Annotated in this window: 14 protein-coding genes; 8 read left to right on the plus strand and 6 right to left on the minus strand. The window is 60.1% G+C overall.

All coding sequences use genetic code 11. From position 1 onward, the window contains the following. Window positions 1-106: 106 nt before the first annotated feature. From PPP56_RS03900 to PPP56_RS03910, 3 genes are all read right to left on the minus strand, one after another. Window positions 107-1,318 carry an ATP-grasp domain-containing protein gene (locus PPP56_RS03900; protein WP_353562725.1) on the minus strand — a complete coding sequence of 404 codons (1,212 nt, stop codon included), beginning with the start codon at window positions 1,316-1,318 and terminating at the stop codon, window positions 107-109. Window positions 1,319-1,394: 76 nt separating this feature from the next. Continuing rightward, window positions 1,395-2,423: a dipeptidase gene (locus PPP56_RS03905; RefSeq protein WP_353562726.1), complete on the minus strand. Its 1,029-nt coding sequence runs from the start codon at window positions 2,421-2,423 to the stop codon at window positions 1,395-1,397. Between the two features lie 187 nt (window positions 2,424-2,610). Next, window positions 2,611-4,704, minus strand: coding sequence for a thioredoxin domain-containing protein (locus PPP56_RS03910; RefSeq protein ID WP_353562727.1), 2,094 nt, complete (start codon window positions 4,702-4,704; stop codon window positions 2,611-2,613). 759 nt (window positions 4,705-5,463) lie between these two features. Here PPP56_RS03910 and PPP56_RS03915 point away from each other — a divergent pair. The 8 genes from PPP56_RS03915 to PPP56_RS03950 all read left to right on the plus strand — a co-directional run bounded on the left by PPP56_RS03915 (window position 5,464) and on the right by PPP56_RS03950 (window position 17,986). Continuing rightward, on the plus strand, window positions 5,464-6,261 hold the full coding sequence (locus tag PPP56_RS03915) for a cytidine deaminase (protein WP_353562728.1): 798 nt from the start codon (window positions 5,464-5,466) through the stop codon (window positions 6,259-6,261). A 39-nt stretch (window positions 6,262-6,300) separates the two neighbouring features. Beyond that, the gene (locus PPP56_RS03920) at window positions 6,301-7,266 is read left to right on the plus strand and encodes a calcium/sodium antiporter (protein ID WP_353562729.1); all 966 of its coding nucleotides are present in this window, start codon (window positions 6,301-6,303) and stop codon (window positions 7,264-7,266) included. Window positions 7,267-7,385: 119 nt separating this feature from the next. Then, window positions 7,386-9,494 (plus strand): hypothetical protein, encoded by a 2,109-nt coding sequence (locus PPP56_RS03925; RefSeq protein WP_353562730.1) that lies wholly within the window; start codon window positions 7,386-7,388, stop codon window positions 9,492-9,494. A 183-nt stretch (window positions 9,495-9,677) separates the two neighbouring features. After that, the gene (locus PPP56_RS03930) at window positions 9,678-10,955 is read left to right on the plus strand and encodes an amidohydrolase (protein ID WP_353562731.1); all 1,278 of its coding nucleotides are present in this window, start codon (window positions 9,678-9,680) and stop codon (window positions 10,953-10,955) included. A gap of 241 nt (window positions 10,956-11,196) precedes the next feature. Beyond that, a complete protein-coding gene (locus PPP56_RS03935) occupies window positions 11,197-12,927 on the plus strand; it encodes a lamin tail domain-containing protein (RefSeq protein ID WP_353562732.1) in 1,731 nt (576 codons plus the stop codon). A 209-nt stretch (window positions 12,928-13,136) separates the two neighbouring features. Then, window positions 13,137-13,481, plus strand: a complete 345-nt coding sequence (locus PPP56_RS03940; RefSeq protein ID WP_353562733.1) for a HesB/IscA family protein — start codon at window positions 13,137-13,139, stop codon at window positions 13,479-13,481. Window positions 13,482-14,125: 644 nt separating this feature from the next. Beyond that, window positions 14,126-16,792 (plus strand): ATP-dependent Clp protease ATP-binding subunit, encoded by a 2,667-nt coding sequence (locus PPP56_RS03945; RefSeq protein ID WP_353562734.1) that lies wholly within the window; start codon window positions 14,126-14,128, stop codon window positions 16,790-16,792. A 363-nt stretch (window positions 16,793-17,155) separates the two neighbouring features. Next, window positions 17,156-17,986: an undecaprenyl-diphosphate phosphatase gene (locus tag PPP56_RS03950; protein WP_353562735.1), complete on the plus strand. Its 831-nt coding sequence runs from the start codon at window positions 17,156-17,158 to the stop codon at window positions 17,984-17,986. Between the two features lie 151 nt (window positions 17,987-18,137). Here the strand turns inward: PPP56_RS03950 and PPP56_RS03955 are convergent, their stop codons facing one another. From PPP56_RS03955 to PPP56_RS03965, 3 genes are all read right to left on the minus strand, one after another. Continuing rightward, on the minus strand, window positions 18,138-20,495 hold the full coding sequence (locus PPP56_RS03955) for a S9 family peptidase (RefSeq protein ID WP_353562736.1): 2,358 nt from the start codon (window positions 20,493-20,495) through the stop codon (window positions 18,138-18,140). 104 nt (window positions 20,496-20,599) lie between these two features. Next, window positions 20,600-21,385 carry a hypothetical protein gene (locus PPP56_RS03960; RefSeq protein ID WP_353562737.1) on the minus strand — a complete coding sequence of 262 codons (786 nt, stop codon included), beginning with the start codon at window positions 21,383-21,385 and terminating at the stop codon, window positions 20,600-20,602. Between the two features lie 28 nt (window positions 21,386-21,413). Then, entirely contained in the window at window positions 21,414-21,842 is a 429-nt protein-coding gene (locus tag PPP56_RS03965; protein ID WP_353562738.1) for a hypothetical protein, read from the minus strand. Between the last annotated feature and the right edge of the window lie 24 nt (window positions 21,843-21,866).

The following is a 21,866-nucleotide window of genomic DNA, read 5'->3' on the forward strand; positions in this document are numbered from 1 at the left end:
TGGACCACGATAGAGGTTCGTAGCCGGGGTTACGGGCCGATATCGGGGACAATTTGCAGCCCAGCGGAGCCGCTCGCAGCCCAAATTAAGAAATTAAAACAGGTTCTTATACGTCGTCAGAGGTTTCGGGCGCGGGCATCGCCGTGTGGAAGTCTTCGTAGAAGCGGGTCATGTACTCATGCAGCAGCGCATCGACACGGTCGGGCGTATCGGCACGCACAATGAGTCCGGCATGGTGCTTCTTCTGCATGCGCCACGCGATCGCCTCGTCGTCGTAGCCCGAGAGGTCGGGATGCTCCTGCCGGGCCAGCGAGATAAGAATGCCGGCGTAGTCGTGTGCCCGCTCGGGAAGCGCATACGCGTCGTTGCGGGCGCGCTGCACCTCGATGCGGGCCCACTGTGCCCACAGGTTGATGCCAGTAGACGCTTCGACCATCTCCGCAATATGAGCGCCGCCAACACGTGCAGCGGTTTCGAGAAAGTAGAACGCGCCGTCGTCGCGTCCGCGAATAAACTCGGTATGCACCGCGCCGTGGCGCATCCCAAAGTCGCGGATGAGCTGCTCATTGAGCATGCGGCAGGTGTCGGCCTCTTTGCCGGTGCGGTCGAGGGTGCGGCTGGCGAAGATGCCGCCGCCGTGCATCACGTCGAACGGCGCGTTGGCGTAGCGGTGCGCCTCAGCAAAGACGACCTCTCCGTCGCTCACGAGCGAATCGACGTGGTAGACGTCTCCTGGCACGAACTGCTCCAGCAGAAAATGCGACTGCCGGTCGCCCAGCTCATCGAGGGTGCGCCAGAGCACCTCAGGGTCATGAATTTTCTTGATACCAATCGCCGACGCTTCGCTGCGCGGCTTCAGAATCCACGGGCGCGGGCATCGGTCCATAAAGTCTCGAATGCCGTCGTAGTTAATCACAGGCACAAAGTCGGGCACGCGCACTCCTGCCTCGCGTGCCTTCATGCGCATGGCGAGCTTGTCGCGGAAGTAGCGCACCGCGGTCTGCCCCATCCCCGGCAGGCGCAGATGCTCGCGCAGCAGCGCCGCGTTGTACAGGTCAAACTCATCGAGGGGCACAATCCGATCTATTTTTTCGGAGCGTGCCAGGTAGCTAATGCTATGGATGAGATCGTCTTCGTCCGAAAAGTCGGGAACGTAGTAGACCTCGTCGATGGCTTCCCAGGGCCAGTCGGCCTCCCGGAGCTTCTCGGTCGTCACAAAGAGAACACGAGCCCCCTGCGCGTTGGCTTCGCGCAGGAAGGCCGCGCCTTTTTCGTAACTGGCCAGGCAGAGAAGGGTAACAGGCTGCTGTGCGCTCATAATAACAGGTAGGGGTGTATGGGATGTGTGTGTGGATATACCGGTATCCGGTTTGTGGGATGCGAGGCGCCGTGCGCTACGGGAGCACTCGTCGCAGAAAGCGCAGCCAGTTGCCGCCGAGAAAGCCGCTTCGCGCTGCTGCAGGCGCCACCTTACCGAGCTTCGAGAAATCCGCGCCGCGCGACAGCTCTTCAGGGGTCTCCTGCACGCCAAATCCGCCGTCGAAGTCGCTCCCGACCGCTACCTGGTCCCATCCGATCAGGCTGGCGATATGTTCAGCGTGGCGGCGCACGTCGCGCAGGGCGACCGGCTGCGTTTCATGGTCGGGATGCAGGAAAACATCTCCAAGCACGATACCGACCACTCCGCCCGATGCTCCAACGGCGCGAATCATATCGTCGCTCATCTGCCGATCGCCGGGGTTGATTGCGCGAGCGTTGCTGTGGCTTGCCAGTACGTGCTGCGGGTCGAGGTCCATCGCGTCCCAGAAGCTCTCATTGGAGAGGTGGCTCACGTCGAGCGGGATGCCGTGCGCAATCATCGCCCGAACGAGATCCTTGCCCGCAGGAGTTAGCGGTCCGGGCGCCCCGGTGCCGCCCGCGTAGCGGGTGCTGCGCCAGGCCGGCCCGACCATCCGAAGGCCGCGGTCGACCCACCACGTGAGTTCATCCGGCGTACGAATCGGATCGGCGCCCTCCATGAGCACCACAAGCCCGGTGGTGCGGTCGCCGCCCTCCCAGGCCGCGACATGGCTCTGCAGGTCGCTCTGACTGCGCAGAATGCGGATGCGCCCCTCTTCTTCCCACTGCTCGTAGCGCTCCAGCTGGTCTACGGCGAGCGCATGGGCCTCGTCGGGGGTGGCGTAGCTAAGCTTTGCTTTCCACTTTGGCGGTGCGTCGCCCTCGTACTGCAAGGCCGTACGGGGAATGGCGAAGAGCGTGCCAAACACGATGCCCACCTGAGCCCGGCGCAGCTCAGGCAGCGTCACCAACAGCTCCTGATGCGTACGCTCCTCATCTGCCCGAACGGCCTTTACGCTGCGGGTGAGGTCGCGCTTGTGAACGACGGCATTAAAGGCAAGGTCGAGGTGGCCGTCTATGTACATAGGAAGGGTAAGAGGAAGGATAAGAAGGCGGAAGAAGAAGAACAGAGAGCCGATCGCAGCGGCGGACAGTCCCCGTAAACGAACGGCGCGTGCAACGTTTCACAGCCACACAAGGGTTCCGCACTGCCCAAAGGCGCTCATGTAGGAGCGGGCGTCGGTGTAGTCCCCTCGGCTGGGGGCCGCTGCACTACTGGGTTAGCTGTTTGGCCAGCGTCTCGGGACTGGTGGTCGGGGCATCGCAGGTGAAGCCTTCGCACACGTACGCCGTCGCCGTGCCATCTTTCGGCGGCTGATGCGCCAGGTAGGGCGCCCAGTCGAACAGCTCGTGGTCGTCGGCGGGCGGGCGATGCACGACTACGTCTTCGGGTGCCTGATGCGCACGCACCGTCTCCAGGAGCTTGCGATACGCATCGTCGGAGGGGTCGCCGGCAAGCACGATTTCGCGCCCGGCATGGTGCCAGTGGTGCAGCGCCCAGAGCAGCGTAACGTGCTGGGTAGGCTGCGAGCGCATCCGTCGTCCGGCGCGCTGCAGGGCCTGCTCGGCGGTTTCGGCAAACGCGGTCGTACCCAGCATCCGGTAGAGGCGGTGCAGCACGTAGACGGCGACGCCGGTGCCTGAGGGCCGTGCGCCCCCCGAGATCGCCTGCTGACGCACAATCACGTCTTCGGCGGTTTCCGGCGCCATGTAGAAGCCGCCGCGCTCTTCATCGGCAAAGTCGCGGCAGAGCGTGTGAGCTATGCGGCGTGCTTCGCCAAGCCAGCGCGTGTTGAGCGTAGCATCATACAGGTCGAGGAGCCCCCATGCCAGGTAGGCATAGTCGGTGAGCGTCGCGTCGATGCCAGCGCTGCCGTTGCGGTAGCGATGGAGCAGCCGTCCGTCGTCGGTGCGCATCGTATCGCACAGGAATGCGGCCACGCGCTTAGCCGGGGCCAGGTAAGACGCATCTACAAACTGCCCGGCTCGGGAGAGCCCGGCCAGCAGCAGCCCGTTCCAGTCCGTCAAGATCTTGTCGTCGAGGAACGGGCGCGGGCGCCCCTCACGCACGTTGAAAAGCGTCTGGCAGGCGGCCTCCATCTCGGTGCGGAGCGCCTCAGGCGTCGTGTCGAGCGTGTCGGCCAGCGCGGGCCAGTCGTCGGCGCGGTCGAGCACGTTTTCGCCGGTGCGCTCGCCCGTCGCTTCTTCCTTGAAGTTGCCTTGCTCCTGCATGCTGTAAACCGTTACGAAACGCGCAGCCGTGTCCGCATCAAGATGCTCCCGGATCGCATCTACCGTCCACGTATAGAACGCCCCCTCGCGCGACTCGCCCGTTTCGGGATCTTCGCTGTCAGCGTCTTCTGCCGAGTAGAAGGCACCCGTTTCGTCTAAGAGATCGCGCGTAAGGTAGGTCACGATGTCATCGATATGGACATCCCAGCCGGCATCCGGGGCGATGCGGTGCGCATCCGACAGAGCCATAAGAAGCAGCCCCTGGTCGTAGAGCATCTTCTCGAAATGAGGCAGCCGCCAGATGGCGTCGGTGGCGTAGCGGTGGATGCCGCCGCCGACGTGGTCGTTGATGCCGCCGCGCACGATGTGGCGCAGCGTGGTGGTTGCCATCTCTACGGCATAGTCGGTGCCGGTAGCCGCGCCGTAGGTCGTTAGGAAGAGCGGTGTATGCGGCATTGGAAACTTCGGTGCGCCCCCGAACCCGCCGTGCGTGCGGTCAAACTGGCGCGAGAACTGCTGCACGCTGCTTTCGAGCAGGCCGGGCGTGGGCGTGTCGTCGACCGTGTCGGTATCGCCTTCTTGCTCCAGCAGGTCCACGATCTTCTCGGCTTCCTGCTCCAGCTTCGGGCGTTCCTGAGTCCACAGCGCCTCGATGCGCTCCATCAGGTCCATCATTCCCATGCGGCCCATGCGGCCCTGCTTGGGCAGATAGGTGGCGGCATAGAACGGGCGCTTGTCGGGCGTAAGCAGCACGTTGAGGGGCCACCCGCCGTTGCCACGCATCATCTGGCAGACGCTCATGTAGAGCTGGTCGATATCGGGACGCTCCTCGCGGTCGACCTTAACCGGCACAAACAGGTCGTTCATGCGCGCGGCGACGGCCTCGTCCTCAAACGACTCGTGGGCCATTACATGGCACCAGTGGCAGGTGGCGTAGCCAATCGACAGGAAGACGGGCTTGTCTTCGGCCTTCGCCTTCTGAAAGGCCTCATCGCCCCACGGGTACCAGTCGACGGGGTTGTCCTTGTGCTGAAGCAGGTACGGGCTCTCGGATTGTGCAAGCTGGTTGGCCATGGCGGTGCGGGCGGGTCATGAGCATGCGAGCAAGACGGGCGTATCTCGTCTGTATTGCCTCTATGTTGAGGTACCGCAGCCCTCGCCACGTGTGCCCGCACACCCTCTTCTGCTTCTCACCTTCACAGTTTCTCACCTTCACAGTGCAAGGCGCTACTACCCCATGCGGAAATGCCTGCTCCACGTGCATCGGTATGAAACGGGAGCGTTCTTCGACCTTCCTCTCTTTTCACCCGTGGTTGCACTTACGCGCATCTACCAACAGGTATCTGTGATATGATGCGGTCACATGATCAGGCGGCTACATGATAATGTGTGCGAGGGGCAGCACGATATCCATGATAAACAGAATCAGGTCCTGGACCCACTGGAGCAGGTGTTCGATCAATGGTTGCGTCATAACAGTACGGGCGAAATGGATTGTGGCAGAGAGCGCGATGCTGGGAATGTTCGGCTTCTGAGGTCATACATGCACAATATAGCACCTGGCACGCACACCCCCAAATGGTTTTGGATGAACGGGGACTGCGCCCGATGAACGGTTTGCAGATGACCGATTGGCGATAGCCGCTGCGCGTTGCTTCTTATTAGTACTACTTCTCAGTATTGCTTCTCAGTATTTCCCCCAATCTATGCTCGCGCATATGATGACGTTGCTGCTTTCAATTCGTGTCAACGAATCAGATAATAGGAACCTTACGGATAAGCAACGATAGATGCAATCCTTTTCACCTGCCCTACCCATTGCGTTTCCACACCGTGACTCGTCCGCTTCTGTCGTCGGCGCGCGAACACCTCCACAGGCTGCTGGACCGGGCGTATGTGCCCTTCTCGAAACAGCCCCGCAGCGTACTGGTCGTGCTTGATGATGGGCAGTGGATTCCGGGGGTGCGCATTGAGAGTGCGTCGTATTCACTGAGCATCTCAGCGCTTGGCAATGCCGTTACAACGGCGTACAGCCTGGCCTGCTCCGGTGCCGTGGCAGGCGTCGTCGCCTCGCGTCCGCTTGCTGCTGGCGATCGCACGTACCTACACGCCCTCGCCGGCTTCAATGGTGCCGAGCTGTCTGTCACCGAAGAGGACACGCTTGCGAGCTACTGGCGCGGCGCACCTCCTGCATCGCTGGGGCCAGCTGTCGACCCCACCGTTCCCTGTCCGACCTCGGTAGCAGACGGAGTGCAGGCCGCCCACCGGGTCGCACAGCATGCGCACATTCCGGAGTCGCACTTCCCCGTCGGCGCCGTGCTCGTGCACGATGGCGACACCGCCCTGCCCGGTGTTAACGTAGAGCATCCTGACTGGCACCGCATTCTCTGTGCCGAGCGAAATGCGCTTAGCACAGCATATGCATACGGGTACACCAACATCACCACGCTCTACCTGTCGTGCCCGAAAGCACCCGGGGGCTCTCCCTGTGGCGCCTGCCGCCAGGTGCTGGCTGAGCGGGCTCCCGATGCCACGATCTACATGGACCGCCACACAGACGTGCCCGAGCGCTCGTCTCCAGCCGACCTGCTGCCTGCGTTCTTCAACAGCGGTGACCTGGTTGCAGAGTAGCCCCCGTTCGCTTCGTAGACCCGTCTGCTGCTTCGCTTCATGCTCCTGCACCTGAGCCTGTTCACAATAGGGCTAATCGTTCTCTACTTTGGCGCCGAGTGGATGGTAAACGGATCCTCGCGGCTGGCGCTCTACTTTGGCATTCGCCCGCTTATTGTCGGACTCACCATTGTAGCGCTTGGCACCTCGCTGCCCGAGTTTCTCGTTAACCTCTTTGCCGTCATTGCTCGCGAAGACAGCATCGCAGTTGGTAACATCGTAGGCTCTAACATCGCAAACATCACCCTTATTCTGGGTATCGTAACGCTTCTTGCTCCGGTACGCATTGCCCGGGCTACGCTGCACAAGGAGTATCTCATTATGATGGCCACGATGCTGCTCTTCGTGGCGTTTGCCCTCGACGGCACGCTGCAGCGGTGGAACGGCATTGTGCTCGTGGCCGGACTCGTCTCGTTCTTGGGCTACCTGTTCTACACCAGCCAGGCCCGAGGGCGTGCCGAGATTATCGACGATCCGGCTCTTTCCGTTGCATCGTCTGCCCCCTCGCTGCCACGCGAGGGCATACGCATCATAGGCGGCATGATCGGACTCGCACTGGGCGCGCACCTCATGGTCGATAACGCCGTCTCGATTGCCCGCCTCTACGCGATTCCAGAAGTCGTTATCGGTCTCACCATTGTTGCCATCGGTACCAGCCTGCCCGAGCTGGCCGCCTCCGTCGTCGGGGCGGTGAAGCAAGAAGAGGGGCTCTCTATCGGAAACATCCTGGGGAGCAACATCCTGAATGTGCTCTTTGTAGTAGGGGCCGTGTCGAGCGTACAACCCCTCGGGGTCGATGCCGAATCCGTACGCCTGCACATGCCTGTTATGCTTGTAGTGGGCGCGCTGCTCTACGTGCTGGCTCGCCCTACGCTGCGGCTGGGGCGCTGGCAGGGGGCCGTGCTGCTGCTGGCGTTTGGGGGATACATGGCATACCTGCTCATTCCGTATATTCCGTATGTCTGACTCGCGGCCTGGTATCGACATGCATCGGAGACGGGCTCTACCCGCATTCCATGCGCTGCTTGCCCCCGCTGGCGGCTCCCCCACCCGCGTTCGTTTTTGCTGACTGTTCTGTTTAACGCATGCTCACGCTTAGTGCATCCGGATGGTGGCTCTTGCTTATTGCACTCGGAGCCGTAGGACTTGCTGCATGGAGCTATGCTAACACGCGCCCTGCGCTGTCGCGGGGCTGGCAGTGGGGGCTCGGCGCGCTGCGTGCCGCGTCTCTCTTCCTCATCGCTGCCCTTCTGCTGGAGCCGTTCTGGGCAAGCGAGCAGACCACCACGCATCCACCACAGCTTGCCGTGGCCCTCGACAACTCGCTTAGCATGCAGCACACCGGCATCGACACAACCGAGGCGCCGGTATCCGAACAGATGGATGCGCTGCTTGATACGTGGACCAGCGCCCTCGACGCGGCCCCCCGTGCGTATCCCTTCGACGCCGATGTGCGCCCCAACGCCACACCGACCTACGACGGCACGCGCACCAACATCACCGCAGCCCTTCGGGGAGTGCCACTGCAGTATGCACCGCACACCGATACGCCGCTCAACGCCATTGCGCTGATCTCCGACGGGCAGCATAACAGCGGCCCCTTGCCCCTGCAAGCCGCCGAAGCGGCCGGGGTGCCGATCTATCCGATTGTGGTGGGCGATACGCTCCCGCAGCGCGATGTGCAAGTGCGGCGCCTGCGCACCAACGAGGTGGGCTACGTTGACACCCCGCATCCCATCGAAGCACGCATCCGCAGCATCGATGCCCGCGGCGAGTCGGTGACTGTTACCCTTCGCCGTGGCGGCACCGTGCTCGACGAGCAGCAGATCACTCTGCCCGAGGGCACTGCCGACCAGCCCGTTCCGCTTTCGTACACCCCCGATGAGCCCGGCCCCCACACGCTCACCGTTACCGTGAGCGACCTGCCCGACCAGGCGACCGACGCCACCAACACGCAGTCGACTACGGTGCAGATCGAGGACCGTGCCCGCACAGCATGGATCGTAGCCGGGTCGGCCTTTCCCGATGTGGGGGCACTGCGGCGCGCCCTCGATCAGAACCCGGAATGGGAGGTCTCCGCAACCATTGCTACGCCGCAAGGCGACCTTCTGACTCCGCTCGACACCGCCGACGAGGCGCCCGACGTGGTCTTGCTCGTGGGCTTTCCCACCGCCGATACGCCCGCCCGTGCGGTCGATGCGGTGCGCTCCTGGGTAGATACGCAGCCCTTGCTCGTCTTCTGGGGGCCACAGGTGGATGCGAACCGGCTTGCCAGCCTGGCCGGCACACGCCTCCCCGTACAGTGGAGCCCCGCCCCCGCCCGTGAGGTGCGGCCCATCCCCACGTCCGATGCACGCACACATCCGGCATGGGCCGACCTGAACGCGTCCGAGGCCTGGGACGGACTGCCCCCTGTGCTGGGCGCGGGCGGCTCCGCGGACGTCCGCGCCGGTGCACGTGTTCTGCTGGAGACGGAGGCGGGCGCACCGCTTCTGACCACTCTGCAGCGCGATCGGCAGCGCAGCGCGCTGGTGAGCGGCTACCGCACCTGGCGCTGGACAACCCTGCCCGCCTCTCGCTCCGAATCGGCAGCGCTCTGGCCTACGCTCGTCACCAACCTGGCACGCTGGGCAAGCACCGATGTCGACACTCCCGTACGCATCCGCCCCGATGCCCCTGTGTTCGCAGGCACCGAGGCAGTCACCTTCTCGGGGCGCGTGCTTGACGGACGCGGCGAGCCGGTATCCGATGCCACGGTCTCGCTCACCGTCACCAGCGATGAGGACGAGCTGCCCTTTACGATGCAGCATGTGGGCGGCGGGCAGTACCAGCTGGATGCGGGCACGCTGCCTGCCGGGTCGTATACCTACACAGCCACCGCCGTGCGCGGCGACACCGACCTCGGCACCGACGCTGGCGGATTTGAGGTCGATGCCCCCAACATAGAGCGTCAGGATACACGTGCCAACGTCGAACTGATGGAGCAGATCGCCACGCGTAGTGGCGGCACTGTGCTTTTCTTGGAAGACGCTGAGCAGCTGCCCGAGCAGCTCCGTACGCATCCCCAATTCACGGAGACGACGACAACCGAGCGCAGCGCCTACGCCCTGGCCCACGCCTGGCCGCTGCTGCTCCTGATCGTGGTCCTGCTCGGCGGTGAGTGGTTCTTCCGCAAACGACAGGGGCTCGCATAGCCCCGCATCGCTGCAGCCCGGTCGCCCCGCGCTACACGAACACACATAAACTACATCGGTGGCACGCAACGGTAACGCCTCCCATTCTGACTGACTGGCCTGAATCTATGATCGTATGGATCGGTGTAAACAAGCGTACTGGTACTGCCTGTTCGTGCTAACCTATCATAACCGCCTGCATCTATGTCTTCCTGGATACCGTCAGATCCTGCTCACTTGCCTGATGTACTGCGTGATGTGCTGGAGCAAGATACCAGTCTGGCGTCGCTGCTCATCGGCATCCGCCGGCATCTGCACAGAAATCCAGAGGTGGGCATGAACGAGCATGCTACCAGCCGCTTCATCAGCAAGACGCTGCAGGCATATGGCATGACGGTGCGGGGCCCTGTTGCGGGTACCGGTTTGTTTGTCGATATCGGTCCGAAAGACCCGACGCAGCCTATTGTGGCGTATCGCGCCGACATCGACGCGCTACCTACGCAAGACCAGAAGCATGACGTACCGTATCGATCGCAGCGTCAGGGCGTTGCTCATCTGTGCGGACATGACGCGCATACCGCCATGGGGATCGGTATTGCGCTGGCTCTGCAACGTCGAAAAGATGAACTACCCGGACGCGTGCGCGTCTTCTTCCAGCCCAACGAGGAGGGCCTTCCCAGCGGCGCTCCGCTCATGATCGATGCTGGCGTGCTCGACGGAGTCGGCGCCGTCTACGCCGTGCACGTGGACCCCAGCCTCTCGGTGGGCCGCTACGGACTCATCGCCGGCGCCGCCACTGCGTCGTCCGATCGGTTTGATGTACATGTGCGGCAAGACGGAAGCGGCCACTCTGCGCGTCCGCAAGAAGGGATCGACACCGTGTGGGTTGCACACCAGGTCATGAATGCGTTCTACCAGCTTTCGGGGCGCATCACCGATGCGCGTAACCCGGCTGTGCTCACCGTATGCAAACTCGACGGCAGCCAGGCCCACAACGTAATTCCCGAGCGGGCCTCTTTCGGAGGCACGCTGCGCACCACGCAGCCCGACGACCGCGCTCGGCTGCGCGACAAGATGGAGGACCTCACGCAGCTCTGGAGCACGCAGACCGGCGCATCCATCGAACTCGACTTCGAGGACGGATCGCCCCCTGTCATGAACGACCCAATGCTCATTGAGCACACTGCCGATACCATCAGTGATGAGTTTGGCCCGCAAGCCGTACACCGCATTGCTCAGAACAGCATGGGCGGTGAGGACTTCGCACACTACCTGAAGCATGTTCCGGGCGCTTTCGTGCGCGTCGGCACCGCTTCGGGCCCCGCCACTAAGTACCCGCTGCACCACCAGTGCTTCGACATCGACGAAACCGCGCTGTTGCCCACCGTACGCCTCATGCGCACCGTGCTGGTCCGGCATCTCGAACGCAATCTCTCTAAAGACCGCGTGCCAACCCAGCCCCCCGGCATGACGCCGGCATAAGGAGCACCTGGCCAGGGAGATCCTGGCTCTGCGGCCCAGAGCCCATCACAGACGAGCCCATCACAGACGGGCGGCGCCCCACGGCGTCGCCCGTCTTTTTGCAATGCATATCTTTTTGCAATGCACAAGGTACGGCCTGAAATATGCAGTTTAGGTGAAGCAGCAGTCGGGGCGTTAGAAGCACCCTCCGTGTGGTGTCCTTAACACAGGTACGGAGAGACTCACCTGCTACGCTGCGCTTATGCCTATCCGATCGTTCTACGCGCTGCTTTCCATCACCACAGGCACGCTGGGTACACTCGTCGGACTGTTCTGCCTCTGCGCAGCTGCGTCGCCGCCGGATGTGGTCATCAATGAGGTCATGTATGCGCCGCAGCCGCATCAAAACGAATACATCGAGCTCTACAACCGCTCCGATGAAGCCGTCGACATCAGCACGCTCTCCTATGCGAATGGCCATCGCGAATTCGTGCCGATCGCGACCGAGCCGTTCTGGCTGGAAGGCGGCGGCTACCTCGTTATCGTGCGCGACCCCGCCTTGTTTGAAGCGCGCTTTCCAGACGTCTCGTACGTGGCTCCGGGCGGATTCCGGGCCTTACGCAACGGAGGCGATGCCGTAATCATCCGCCACGGCGCCACGGTGGTCGACGAAGTGACGTACGCGCCTTCATGGGGCGGCACAGACGACGTGTCGCTGGAGCGCATCGACCCGGCCGCCCCCAGTCAGGCCGCATTCAACTGGGCGAGCAGCACCCATCCTGATGGCGGAACGCCCGGCGCCGCCAACAGCGTATTCGCGCCCGACACCGCACCGCCGCGCCCTGTATTTGCTCAGGTGGATGCGGAGCGCACGCGCATCGACATAACCTTTGATCAGCCACTCAACCCGGCCTCCCTAAGCACGGCCACGTTCAACGACGAAGAGCCGTCATCGGCCGTGCAGTTGGATGCGCAAACCGTACGGATTTTCTACAACGCTGCTCAGGACGCACGCGAACTCACGGTTGCCGGAGTCAGCGACTGGAGCGGGAACAGCGCCGCTCACACGCTTCCGCTCTCGTATGTGCCCCACCGGGGCGAGCTTGCGATCAACGAGATCATGTACCGTCCGCTCCAAGACGACTTTGACGGACGCCCCAACCAGCCCGAGTACGTGGAGTTGGTCAACACCACCGAGCGGTGGATCTCGCTTCAGGGACTGTTTAAGACGAATCGTCCACGCGAGTGGGGCGAGGCCGACACCTTACAGCTTAACATCGGCCGCAAGCACGTGGCACCCGGAGCGTACGCTGTCATCTACGCCGAGCGCCACACCGACGACGACAGCTTCTCTTCGCTGGAGCGATCGTTTCCCGCACAGTGGGGCGAGAGCGCTGATCCTTCTGTGACCCTCATAGCCGTGCCTCGGTCGCGGCTCGGGCTGCGCGTGCAAGACGACCGGCTCCGCCTGCACCGCGCCGACGGACGATTCGTTGCGACCGTTGATTACAGTCCCGACTGGCATGCGCCGGGCCTGCAAGACAGCCGGGGTGTAGCGCTGGAGCGTATCAGCCTCACGGCGCCTGCCAACGACCCGGCCAACTGGACGAGCAGTGCGCACCCCGAAGGCGGCACGCCCGGACGCACGAACAGCGTGGGCCCGCCCCCTGCCACGCCGATCGATACGCCACTGCAGGCCTTGCCGTCGCCCTTCGCCCCTGAACGCGACCATGCAACCCGTATCCAGTATGCTCTGCCTTTCCAACCCGACTGGGTGCAGCTACGCATTTTCGACGCACACGGGCGACTGGTACGTACGGTAGATGAACGCGTGCTTGCCGGGGCTGAAGGCGAAGTGCTGTGGGACGGGCGGAGCGACAACGGCCATATCGTTCGGATGGGCATTTACATCGTTCTGCTTGAGGCACAGGCATGGGCGACCGGAGATACCGCCCGGCATCGTACCACCGTCGTTCTTGCCCGTCCTTTGTGATGCAGCCATGATGATGTGGTTTCACTCTACGCGGTTCAACTGTGCCAGCTATGCGAGCCACTATCTGCTGCTATCTGCCACTATCTAATGCACGGCTGGTGCACCGGAAAGAGATAACACGTGCCGCCATGGAACTGTGCTTTTTGCGGTACCGTTTGAGTGTGTCCCATATACACATCATCCGTTGTATCAAACTCGTACGTGCAATCATGGCTACTCAGACTCAGGCTCCTATTGCGATGAGCGATACGGCAGCCAGCGAAATCCGCAAAATCATGCGCACAAAGAAAATTCCTGAGGGATATGGGCTGCGCGTTGGCGTGAAAGGCGGGGGCTGCTCAGGAATGAGCTATGTGCTCGGCTTCGATAAGAAGCGCGACAAAGATCAAGAGTTCGATGTTGACGGCATCCCCGTCTTCATGGATAAGCGCCACGGCCTCTATCTCATGGGCACGACCATCGACTACCACGACGGGCTCGACGCCCGCGGGTTTACGTTTGAGAACCCCAATGCAACTGAAACCTGTGGCTGTGGATCAAGCTTCGCTTCGTAGCATCCGCCAGACATCCACCTGGCGTGCACCCGACGTTGACCCGACTGCGTTGTAGCTTGTGCTACAGCGTCCTGTGTTACAGCGTACTGTTAGGTAGCGTTACTGCAACTGTGCCACGGGAACTGTGCCATAACGACACGTTTCCGGACATGAGCGAACCGGCGTCCGGCCTGCGCAGGCCTCCCTGAGTCGTGGAGAGGTATCGTTGAGAGAAGTATCTTTAAGTTGACAATTCTCCCCTTGCCTCTCGCTGTTAGAGGAACAGTATATGAGAGGTATGGTACCGCACACCGACTATAACAGGTTGGTGTGCACCTTACGCTTGGCGTCTATTGCGCCGTCTTAGCGGCCTGTACACCTCAAGGCTTCGTACATGGGTCTGTAAAGCGAAGGCTTTTAAAATCTATAGGAGAGCGTAGCTTGGACACCAGATAGCCGTACGTGTATTGCCCTTTGTAGCTACACTGCTGCACACAGGCATTGCAAGTACGAATGGCCGTACATGGCGAGGCTCCTGTGTTCAGCCGCCTACCTGTTAATGACACGTGCACGTACTGCTTTCACGCAGACCTGCTTTGCTGCTCCCTTTTCGCATGCTTTCGTGCCCATAGACAGGGCACATCCTCACGGTTCTTATAACTTGTATGGAAGGCAACTTCTCAAACCGGGTTCGCGACGTGATCTCCTACAGCCGCGAGGAGGCTATTCGGCTCGGACACGACTATATCGGTACTGAACACCTTCTGCTGGGTATCATCCGCGAGGGTGAAGGGATTGCGATCAAGATCTTACGCAACCTGGGATGCGACCTGCTGAAGCTCAAAAAGTCTGTCGAAGAGACAGTACGCAGTCAGGGGGGCGCGCTCTCGGTGGGCAACATACCGCTTACCAAGCAGGCCGAGAAGGTGTTGAAGATCACCTACCTGGAGGCCAAGCTTTACAAAAGCGATGTAATTGGGACCGAACATCTGCTTCTCAGTTTGCTTCGTGACAATGAAAACATCGCCGCTCAGATTCTCCAACAGGGTTTTTCAGTGACTTACGACGCCGTGCGCAACGAACTCGACTCAATCATTAGCGGGAAGGCCTCCTCATCTACCACGGGAAGCGGTGGTGGCTCAGGGGGAGGTGGACTATCTTCTGGATACGGAAAAGAAGGAGGCAAAATGGAAAAGAGCAAAACACCAGTACTGGACAATTTTGGCCGTGATCTCACCGAGCTTGCCGAAGAGGGCAGCCTGGACCCGATTATCGGGCGCCAGAAGGAGATTGAACGGGTTGCTCAGGTTCTCAGCCGCCGTAAAAAGAACAACCCGGTGCTCATCGGTGAGCCTGGCGTTGGAAAGACAGCCATTGCCGAAGGGTTGGCGATGCGCATCGTTGAGCGCAAGGTAAGCCGCGTGCTCTACGAGAAGCGCATCGTTACGCTTGACCTGGCCTCGCTTGTCGCTGGTACCAAGTACCGCGGCCAGTTCGAGGAGCGCATGAAGGCTGTCATGAAAGAGCTCGAGAAGAACCCTGAGGTCGTCCTCTTCATCGATGAAATTCACACGATCGTAGGCGCGGGGGGGGCTTCAGGAAGCCTCGACGCGTCGAACATGATCAAGCCGGCCCTGGCCCGTGGCGACCTGCAATGCATCGGCGCCACAACACTCGATGAGTACCGGCAAAACATCGAGAAGGATGGAGCGCTTGATCGTCGCTTCCAGAAGATCCTGGTTGATCCTTCCACCCCGGAAGAGACGATCAACATCCTCAAAAACATCAAGAAGTACTACGAAGAGCACCATAACGTTCGCTATTCCGATGAGGCGGTCAAGCTCGCAGTGCAGCTGAGCGACCGCTACATCACGGAGCGCTTCTTGCCCGACAAGGCGATCGACGTCGTTGACGAAGCCGGCGCACGGGTGCATCTCTCGAACATTGAGGTGCCGCAAGAAATTCTCGATCTGGAAGAAGAGATCGAATCAGTCCGTGAAGAGAAGAACCAGGTTGTCAAAAGCCAGCGCTTCGAAGAAGCTGCCCGCCTGCGCGACAGCGAGAAAAAGCTTCAGGAGAAGCTCGAAGAAGCAAAGCGTCAGTGGGAAAAGGATTCCGAGACGCAGATCCACGACGTGACTACCCAGAACATCGCTGAGGTTGTGGCGATGATGACGGGTATTCCGGTTGACAAGATCTCTGAGCCGGAACAGCGCAAGCTTCTGGAGATGGAAGATGCGCTCAAAGACCGTGTGGTTGGGCAGGACGAAGCCATCAAAAAGCTCTCGAAAGCCATCCGCCGCACGCGAGCCGGACTCAAGGATCCAGAGAAGCCCATCGGTTCGTTTATCTTCCTCGGCCCAACAGGCGTAGGAAAGACCGAGCTGGCCAAGGTGCTTACCGAATATCTGTTTGACTCTCAGGACTCGCTCATCCGCATTGACATGAGCGAGTACATGGAGAAGTTTGCCGTAAGCCGGCTCGTGGGGGCCCCTCCCGGATATGTGGGCTACGAAGAAGGCGGTCAGCTTACCGAGAAGGTACGCCGCAAGCCGTACTCGGTCATTCTCCTTGACGAGATCGAGAAAGCGCATCCTGATGTCTTCAACATTCTGCTTCAGGTGCTGGATGACGGCGTGCTGACCGATGGCCTCGGCCGGCGGGTTGACTTCCGTAATACCATTATCATCATGACCTCAAACATCGGGGCCAACGATATCAAGAGTCTTGGGAAAGGCATCGGTTTCTCGCAGTCTTCTGGCGAGACGATGAACTACCAGACGATGAAGAGCACTGTCGAGGATGCGCTCAAGAATGTCTTTAACCCTGAGTTCTTGAACCGCATTGACGATGTGATTGTCTTCCACGCGCTCGAGCGTGATGACATCTTCGAGATCATTGACATCATGTCTGATGACCTCTTTGACCGCGCTCAAGAGCTTGGGCTCACCATTAAGATTGATGAGAGCGCTAAGTCATTCTTGACAGATAAGGGCTTTGACCCGAAGTACGGTGCGCGCCCGCTGCGCCGGGCCATCCAGAAGTATGTGGAAGACCCGATGGCGGAAGACATCCTGCATGATCGCATCACCCCCGGTGACACGGTTACGCTCAAGCACAAAGAGGACGAAGACGAGCTCACCTTCGATGTTGAAGAGGGGGAGGCTCCTGCTGGAACGAGCGATAAAGAAACGTTCGATGATATTTCTGGCTTGAGCGATGGAGGCAATGGGTCGGTAAGCTCGGGGCCGAGCCCTTCGTCGGGGCCCAGTGCTCCCCCATCATCCGATAAGCCGGCTCCAGGTGGCGCCCAACGTGCTACCGAAGAATAAGCTACCATTCCAACCAGAACAGCGAGCGCTTGGCAGCAAAAGTAAAAGCCTGCGCTTCACATAACTCAGATTGGTCAATGGCTCTGCGACTACGCAGGGCCATTGGTCGTTTGAGGGGGTGTTTGAGAGAAGCTGTTTTGAGAGCGACTGCTCAAGAACGGTGAGATGCGACGTAGCACACAGTCCTTCCTCCGTATCACGGGTTCCGGCACTGGTCTAAGAGCATACCGATCACCATCCTTGCCGCTATATCCCATAGCTAAATTAGCCCTAAATTCGGCGTTTGCAGGTGGTGTTGCCACTCCCTGCTGCTTTAGTTAGACGATGTTAAACCAACTCTATTCATAACAGATACACCGTTTCGTGCTTACAGGAGAATGGTTAATTGCTCTGGTTGCTGGCGTCGTACAGGGCTTGGTAGAATGGCTCCCGGTATCCAGCCAGGGCAATGTAGCGATCGCCCTCCAGTTGGTCGGAGGCGACCCGGAGCAAGCGCTACAGCTGGCGCTCTTCGTCCAGATCGGCACTACTGCAGCTGCAGCGCTCTACTACCGCAGCACCATTCGCGAAGCCGTAGACGCGCTGCCAGCCTGGCGTCCTGCAAACGCATTCTCACAGGAGCAGTCTGTGACGTCCTTTATCGTACTTGCATCGGCGATGACAGGCGTCGTTGGCATCCCACTGTACCTGTTTGCTGTATCGATCGTCTCAGAGCTGGGGGGTGGACTGTTCATTGCGCTGATCGGGCTTCTGCTTATCGTGACGGGCATCGTACAGCTTAAAGCAGAAGCGGTTGAACTGGGCATGCGTGAAACGCCAACTTTTCTTGACGCTGTAATAGTCGGCTTCTTTCAAGGCTTTACCATTCTGCCAGGGGTGTCACGCTCTGGCACAACGGTTAGCGTGATGCTCTTTCGCAGTTTTGAAGGCGAATCGGCCCTGCGGCTTTCGTTTCTGCTATCTATCCCTGCCAGCCTTGCCGCAGGCGCTATGACGGTGATGAGTGCAGGAGGACTGCCTGGACTCAGCCTGTCCGCGGCTCTTGTTGCTATCGGTACTGCCGCTGTGGTTGGTTATGTAGCCATCTATGGACTCATGCACCTGGTGCAGCAGATTCCGTTCTGGGTGGTGTGTTTTGGTCTCGGAGCACTTGCTATTGTCGGCGGTCTGACTACCGCTTTCGTCTTTCCATAAGAGTGAGCTTCCCTCCAAGAGCTTGTAGATTAGCTGCTTTCGATCGCTACGAGCGCTGTCTTTATAGAAAACAGCAATCCGCCCGATGCCTCTTCGTGATGCCTCGGGCGGATTGCACGGTCGTTAACAGGGATGTATAAGCAGCTCAGAACTACCGTTCAATGGCGTATTCAGCAGGCGGCGTTTCGCCAAGCAGGTGCTCCACGAAGTAGTCCCACGTGCGGCGCAGCACGTAAGGCTCATTCGCATAGCCATGATTGCGGTTCGGCATCACGATCAGATCGAAATCTTTATTGTGTTCGATTAGAGCGTCAATGACCTGCAAGGTCATGTTGGGATGCACGTTATCGTCGAGCGTGCCATACGACAGCAGTAGGTGCCCTTCCAGGTTCTCAGCACGCAGCTGGTTGGCCTGGTTCGTGAAGGTATCGCCGTCTTCGGCTTCGTGAAGAAGTCCCTGGTACTTCTCACCCCAGTAGTAGGTGTAGCCCCGATTGTCGTGGTTGCCGGCCCCTGACACGCCAACATGGAAGAAATCGGGGTGATCGAAGAGCGCAGCGGCCGTGGCAAATCCGCCACCTGAGTGTCCGTACATACCCGCACGGCTCAGATCAATCCAGTCGTGCCGCTCAGCAAGCTGCTCCATAACAGCCCGCTGGTCGGGAAGGCCGTTGTCGGCCATGTCGCCATACCAGGCAGTATGGAAATCCTTTGATCGAAGCGGTGTACCCAGGGCATCCACCTGTACCACAATGAAGCCAAGCTCGGCCATTGCATGGGCCTGCCCGCGGCGGCTGGTTGAGAAGCTGCGCGTGCCCATGCTCCCGGTTTGCGGGCCCGGGTAGATGGAGTTCACAATCGGATATGATTGCTCCGGATCGAAGTCGGAAGGCTTATATAGGTACCCATGCAGCTCGGTCTCGCCATCGCGCGCCAGGGCGGTAAAGTGCTCGGGGGGCTGCCAGAGCGTTTCTTCAGTAAGGACGGTTGTATCCGCCTCTTCAAGTGCCAGCACAACCTGACCGGTGGCATCGCGCAAGACAGACTGCGGAGCGGTATCGTACGTTGAGTAGGTGTTGACAACGTACTGGCCGCTCGGCGATACGTGAATCGTGTGGTCGGCCTCTTCTGGCGAGAGCAGCTCCAGGTCGGTACCATCAAGACCCACGCGGTAGAGATGCGTGAAGTAGACATCCCGGTCGTCTTCGCGTCCGACAGCGGAGAACGTCACCGTCTCCGTCTCAGCGTCTACATGCAGCACATCCATCACATTCCAGTTGCCTTGCGTGATCTCGTTGATGCGCTCGCCTGTATCCAGGTCGTGTAGGTAGAGGTGGCCCCATCCGTCGGCGCGCGTGAACCAGATAAATACGTTCTGGTCGTGCAACACCCGCCAGTTAGGGACGCCACGCGACTGCAGGTTCGACTCGAAAAAAGGCGCATCGGTCTCGCTGTAGATGCTTTCAACGGATCCTGTTTCTGGATCTGCCACTTGTAGCGTCACAGTGTTGTAGTCGCGCGACGTAGACACCACAGCGAGGCGTTGTCCGTCGGCGCTCCACTCCACATCAGCCAGCTCCTGACCGCGTGAAAGCCCGCAGCAGCTGGAGGTGCGTTGGTGATCAGGCTCCATGTCGAGAAACGTCACATCAACCTCCTCTACGTCAATGACGACGCGTTCGAGCAGCGGCACTTCGTCATCCGGGTCGCCCGGAATGGCGTACGGCCAGGCGTCGAGCTCCGGACGCCCTTCCCGCGTGCGCAGCAGGTGCATCAGCGGCGTATCGCGCTCATCGAGGCGGTAGGTTGCGATGCGTGTGCCATCGGGCGACCACTTCAGGATGGGCATGTCTGAGCGTCGCCAGCCCTGCGAATCGGTTGCGTAGCCGTGGTGCTCTTCACCATCGGTGGTGAGCTGTACATCCTCGCCTGTGTTCAGGTCGCGCATCCACAGGTTGTGGTCTTTTATGTATGCGGCACGCTCGCCGTTGGGCGATTCGATGTGGCGGGGCAGGTCGGCTGTCGGATCGTCGCCCGTGATTTCACATGTGTAGGCACTGATGTCGCACTCCCAGCGCTGTTCGTTGTGCGTGAACACGATGGCCGACTCGTCATCGACGTACTCAAACGAGCGGAACGGCAGATCGTACGGCTCTACAGAGGCCTCCTCATCGGTTTCCTGCAGCACGTCTTCGATTGCGCGGGCCAGCTGCTCATGATCGAACGCGGCGGTTTGTGCTGGAGCACGCGGGTCGACACGGATGAACTCGTGGCCCTCAGCAACGCGAAGGCGATACCAGAACTGGTCGTCTCCAAACCATTGCGGGGATACGGAGGCGCGGTATACCTTGTCTTGCAGGTTCCAGCTTAGCAGCGACTCAGCGCGCTCGTAGGCCGACGTCAGATCGTTTTCAGACTGAGCCTGTGCGGGCGGGGCAGCCCATGCCAGACTGATCAACAGGAGAACGAGCCCCAGGGAGCCCAGGCGCATACGGGTAACAGAGGTCATACAGCAAACGGCTTCGTGTGTGGAATGCAAGTTGCCTATAGCATACAAAACAGGCTGTTTAAATCCCACTGCTGCGGAGTTCGTTTTGCAAGCACTTGACGGGCTTATGAGCGCCCGGTACGCCCAGTACGCTTTGCCTGATGGGTGATGGTCTCTGAGCTGCTTGGGGCGCGCAACGATGCAGTGGAGAGGGGTTGAACAAGATCGGCAATACGATTTGCAAGGTCGGTGAGTTGGGTCAACGCGTTGCGACGCCGCTGCCTCCCGATTACGTAAGCGACTGGAACCGTGAGTAGAAAGAAGGCCACATACCCGCCTGCTACCGTCCACATGCTGCTCTGTCCGTATACAAAGAGTGCAGCCAGCGACCCAAATACGATTGACACAAGCGCCCCCCAGACGAGCGTTTCACCGGCGGGTCCCATCTCAGACACGTACTGTGAGAGGCGGATTTGGACCGTATCGCCTCGCACATCAATGTATACCTGTGTTTCTCGATCATCTTTATCGACATGCGTCCATGAGAGCGATGTGTCGGTGCGCTCCTCTGTAACTCGTTCTTCGTCTGTTGCAAGCCCGAAGCGGCGCCGCAGCTCAATCAAGAGATCTTCCCACGCGTGCTCAGGAAGGTAGCCTGACACGGTATGGTCTACAAACACATGCGTGTTGGTAATCTCCGTGGATGTCGTGCCAACTTGTGCCTGCGTTTCTAACTCATGAACGGCCTGCTTCAGGTGGGCGAGGTCAATGTCCGACGCCGCAGCAATATCTTCTAACTCGCTGAGGCTGAGCCCGCTCTTATTTCTCGAAGCGTTGCTCTTCGACTGGAGTTCGACCGCGCGCTCAAGCAGAGCACGAATTTCGTTCTCGTTGTATGTGCGTTTTGGCATGGTAAGCAAAAAAGACTCAATAAATGCCCTACACGGCTTGCACGGAATGGGGCGTGGTGAGGATGGAGACGTTGATACGAAGAATGTGGTCTAACTCATACGGATTCACAGGCAAGACGCGCACCAAGGCATCCGGATGCCCGTAATCCGGATGCACATAATCCTGATGCACATCGGCAGCCGGGTGTCTCACCGAACCTGTCCTGAACAGTCTGCTCAACGCAATCGCGATCTCATCGAAGACCACCGCCTGCCGTTTATCCGGCGCAATCCTCCCCGATCCAACCCGGGGCACCCAGCCGATGGCGACCATAGCATCCCTGTCTACCGGGACAATCCAGATGCGTGCGTTGCGTTTGTTCACGACCGCGAGCACCTCATCATTGCTGCTCGTAGCGGTATCTCCCTCTGACTTCAAGGCACGATCGTTATCATCCAGAAATAAGCAGCCGGTCATAAGAATGGCCCAAAACAACGCTCA

Origin of the sequence: Longimonas sp. (genome assembly GCF_040409695.1) — a bacterium.
Classification (GTDB): Bacteria; Bacteroidota; Rhodothermia; order Rhodothermales; family Salinibacteraceae; genus Longimonas.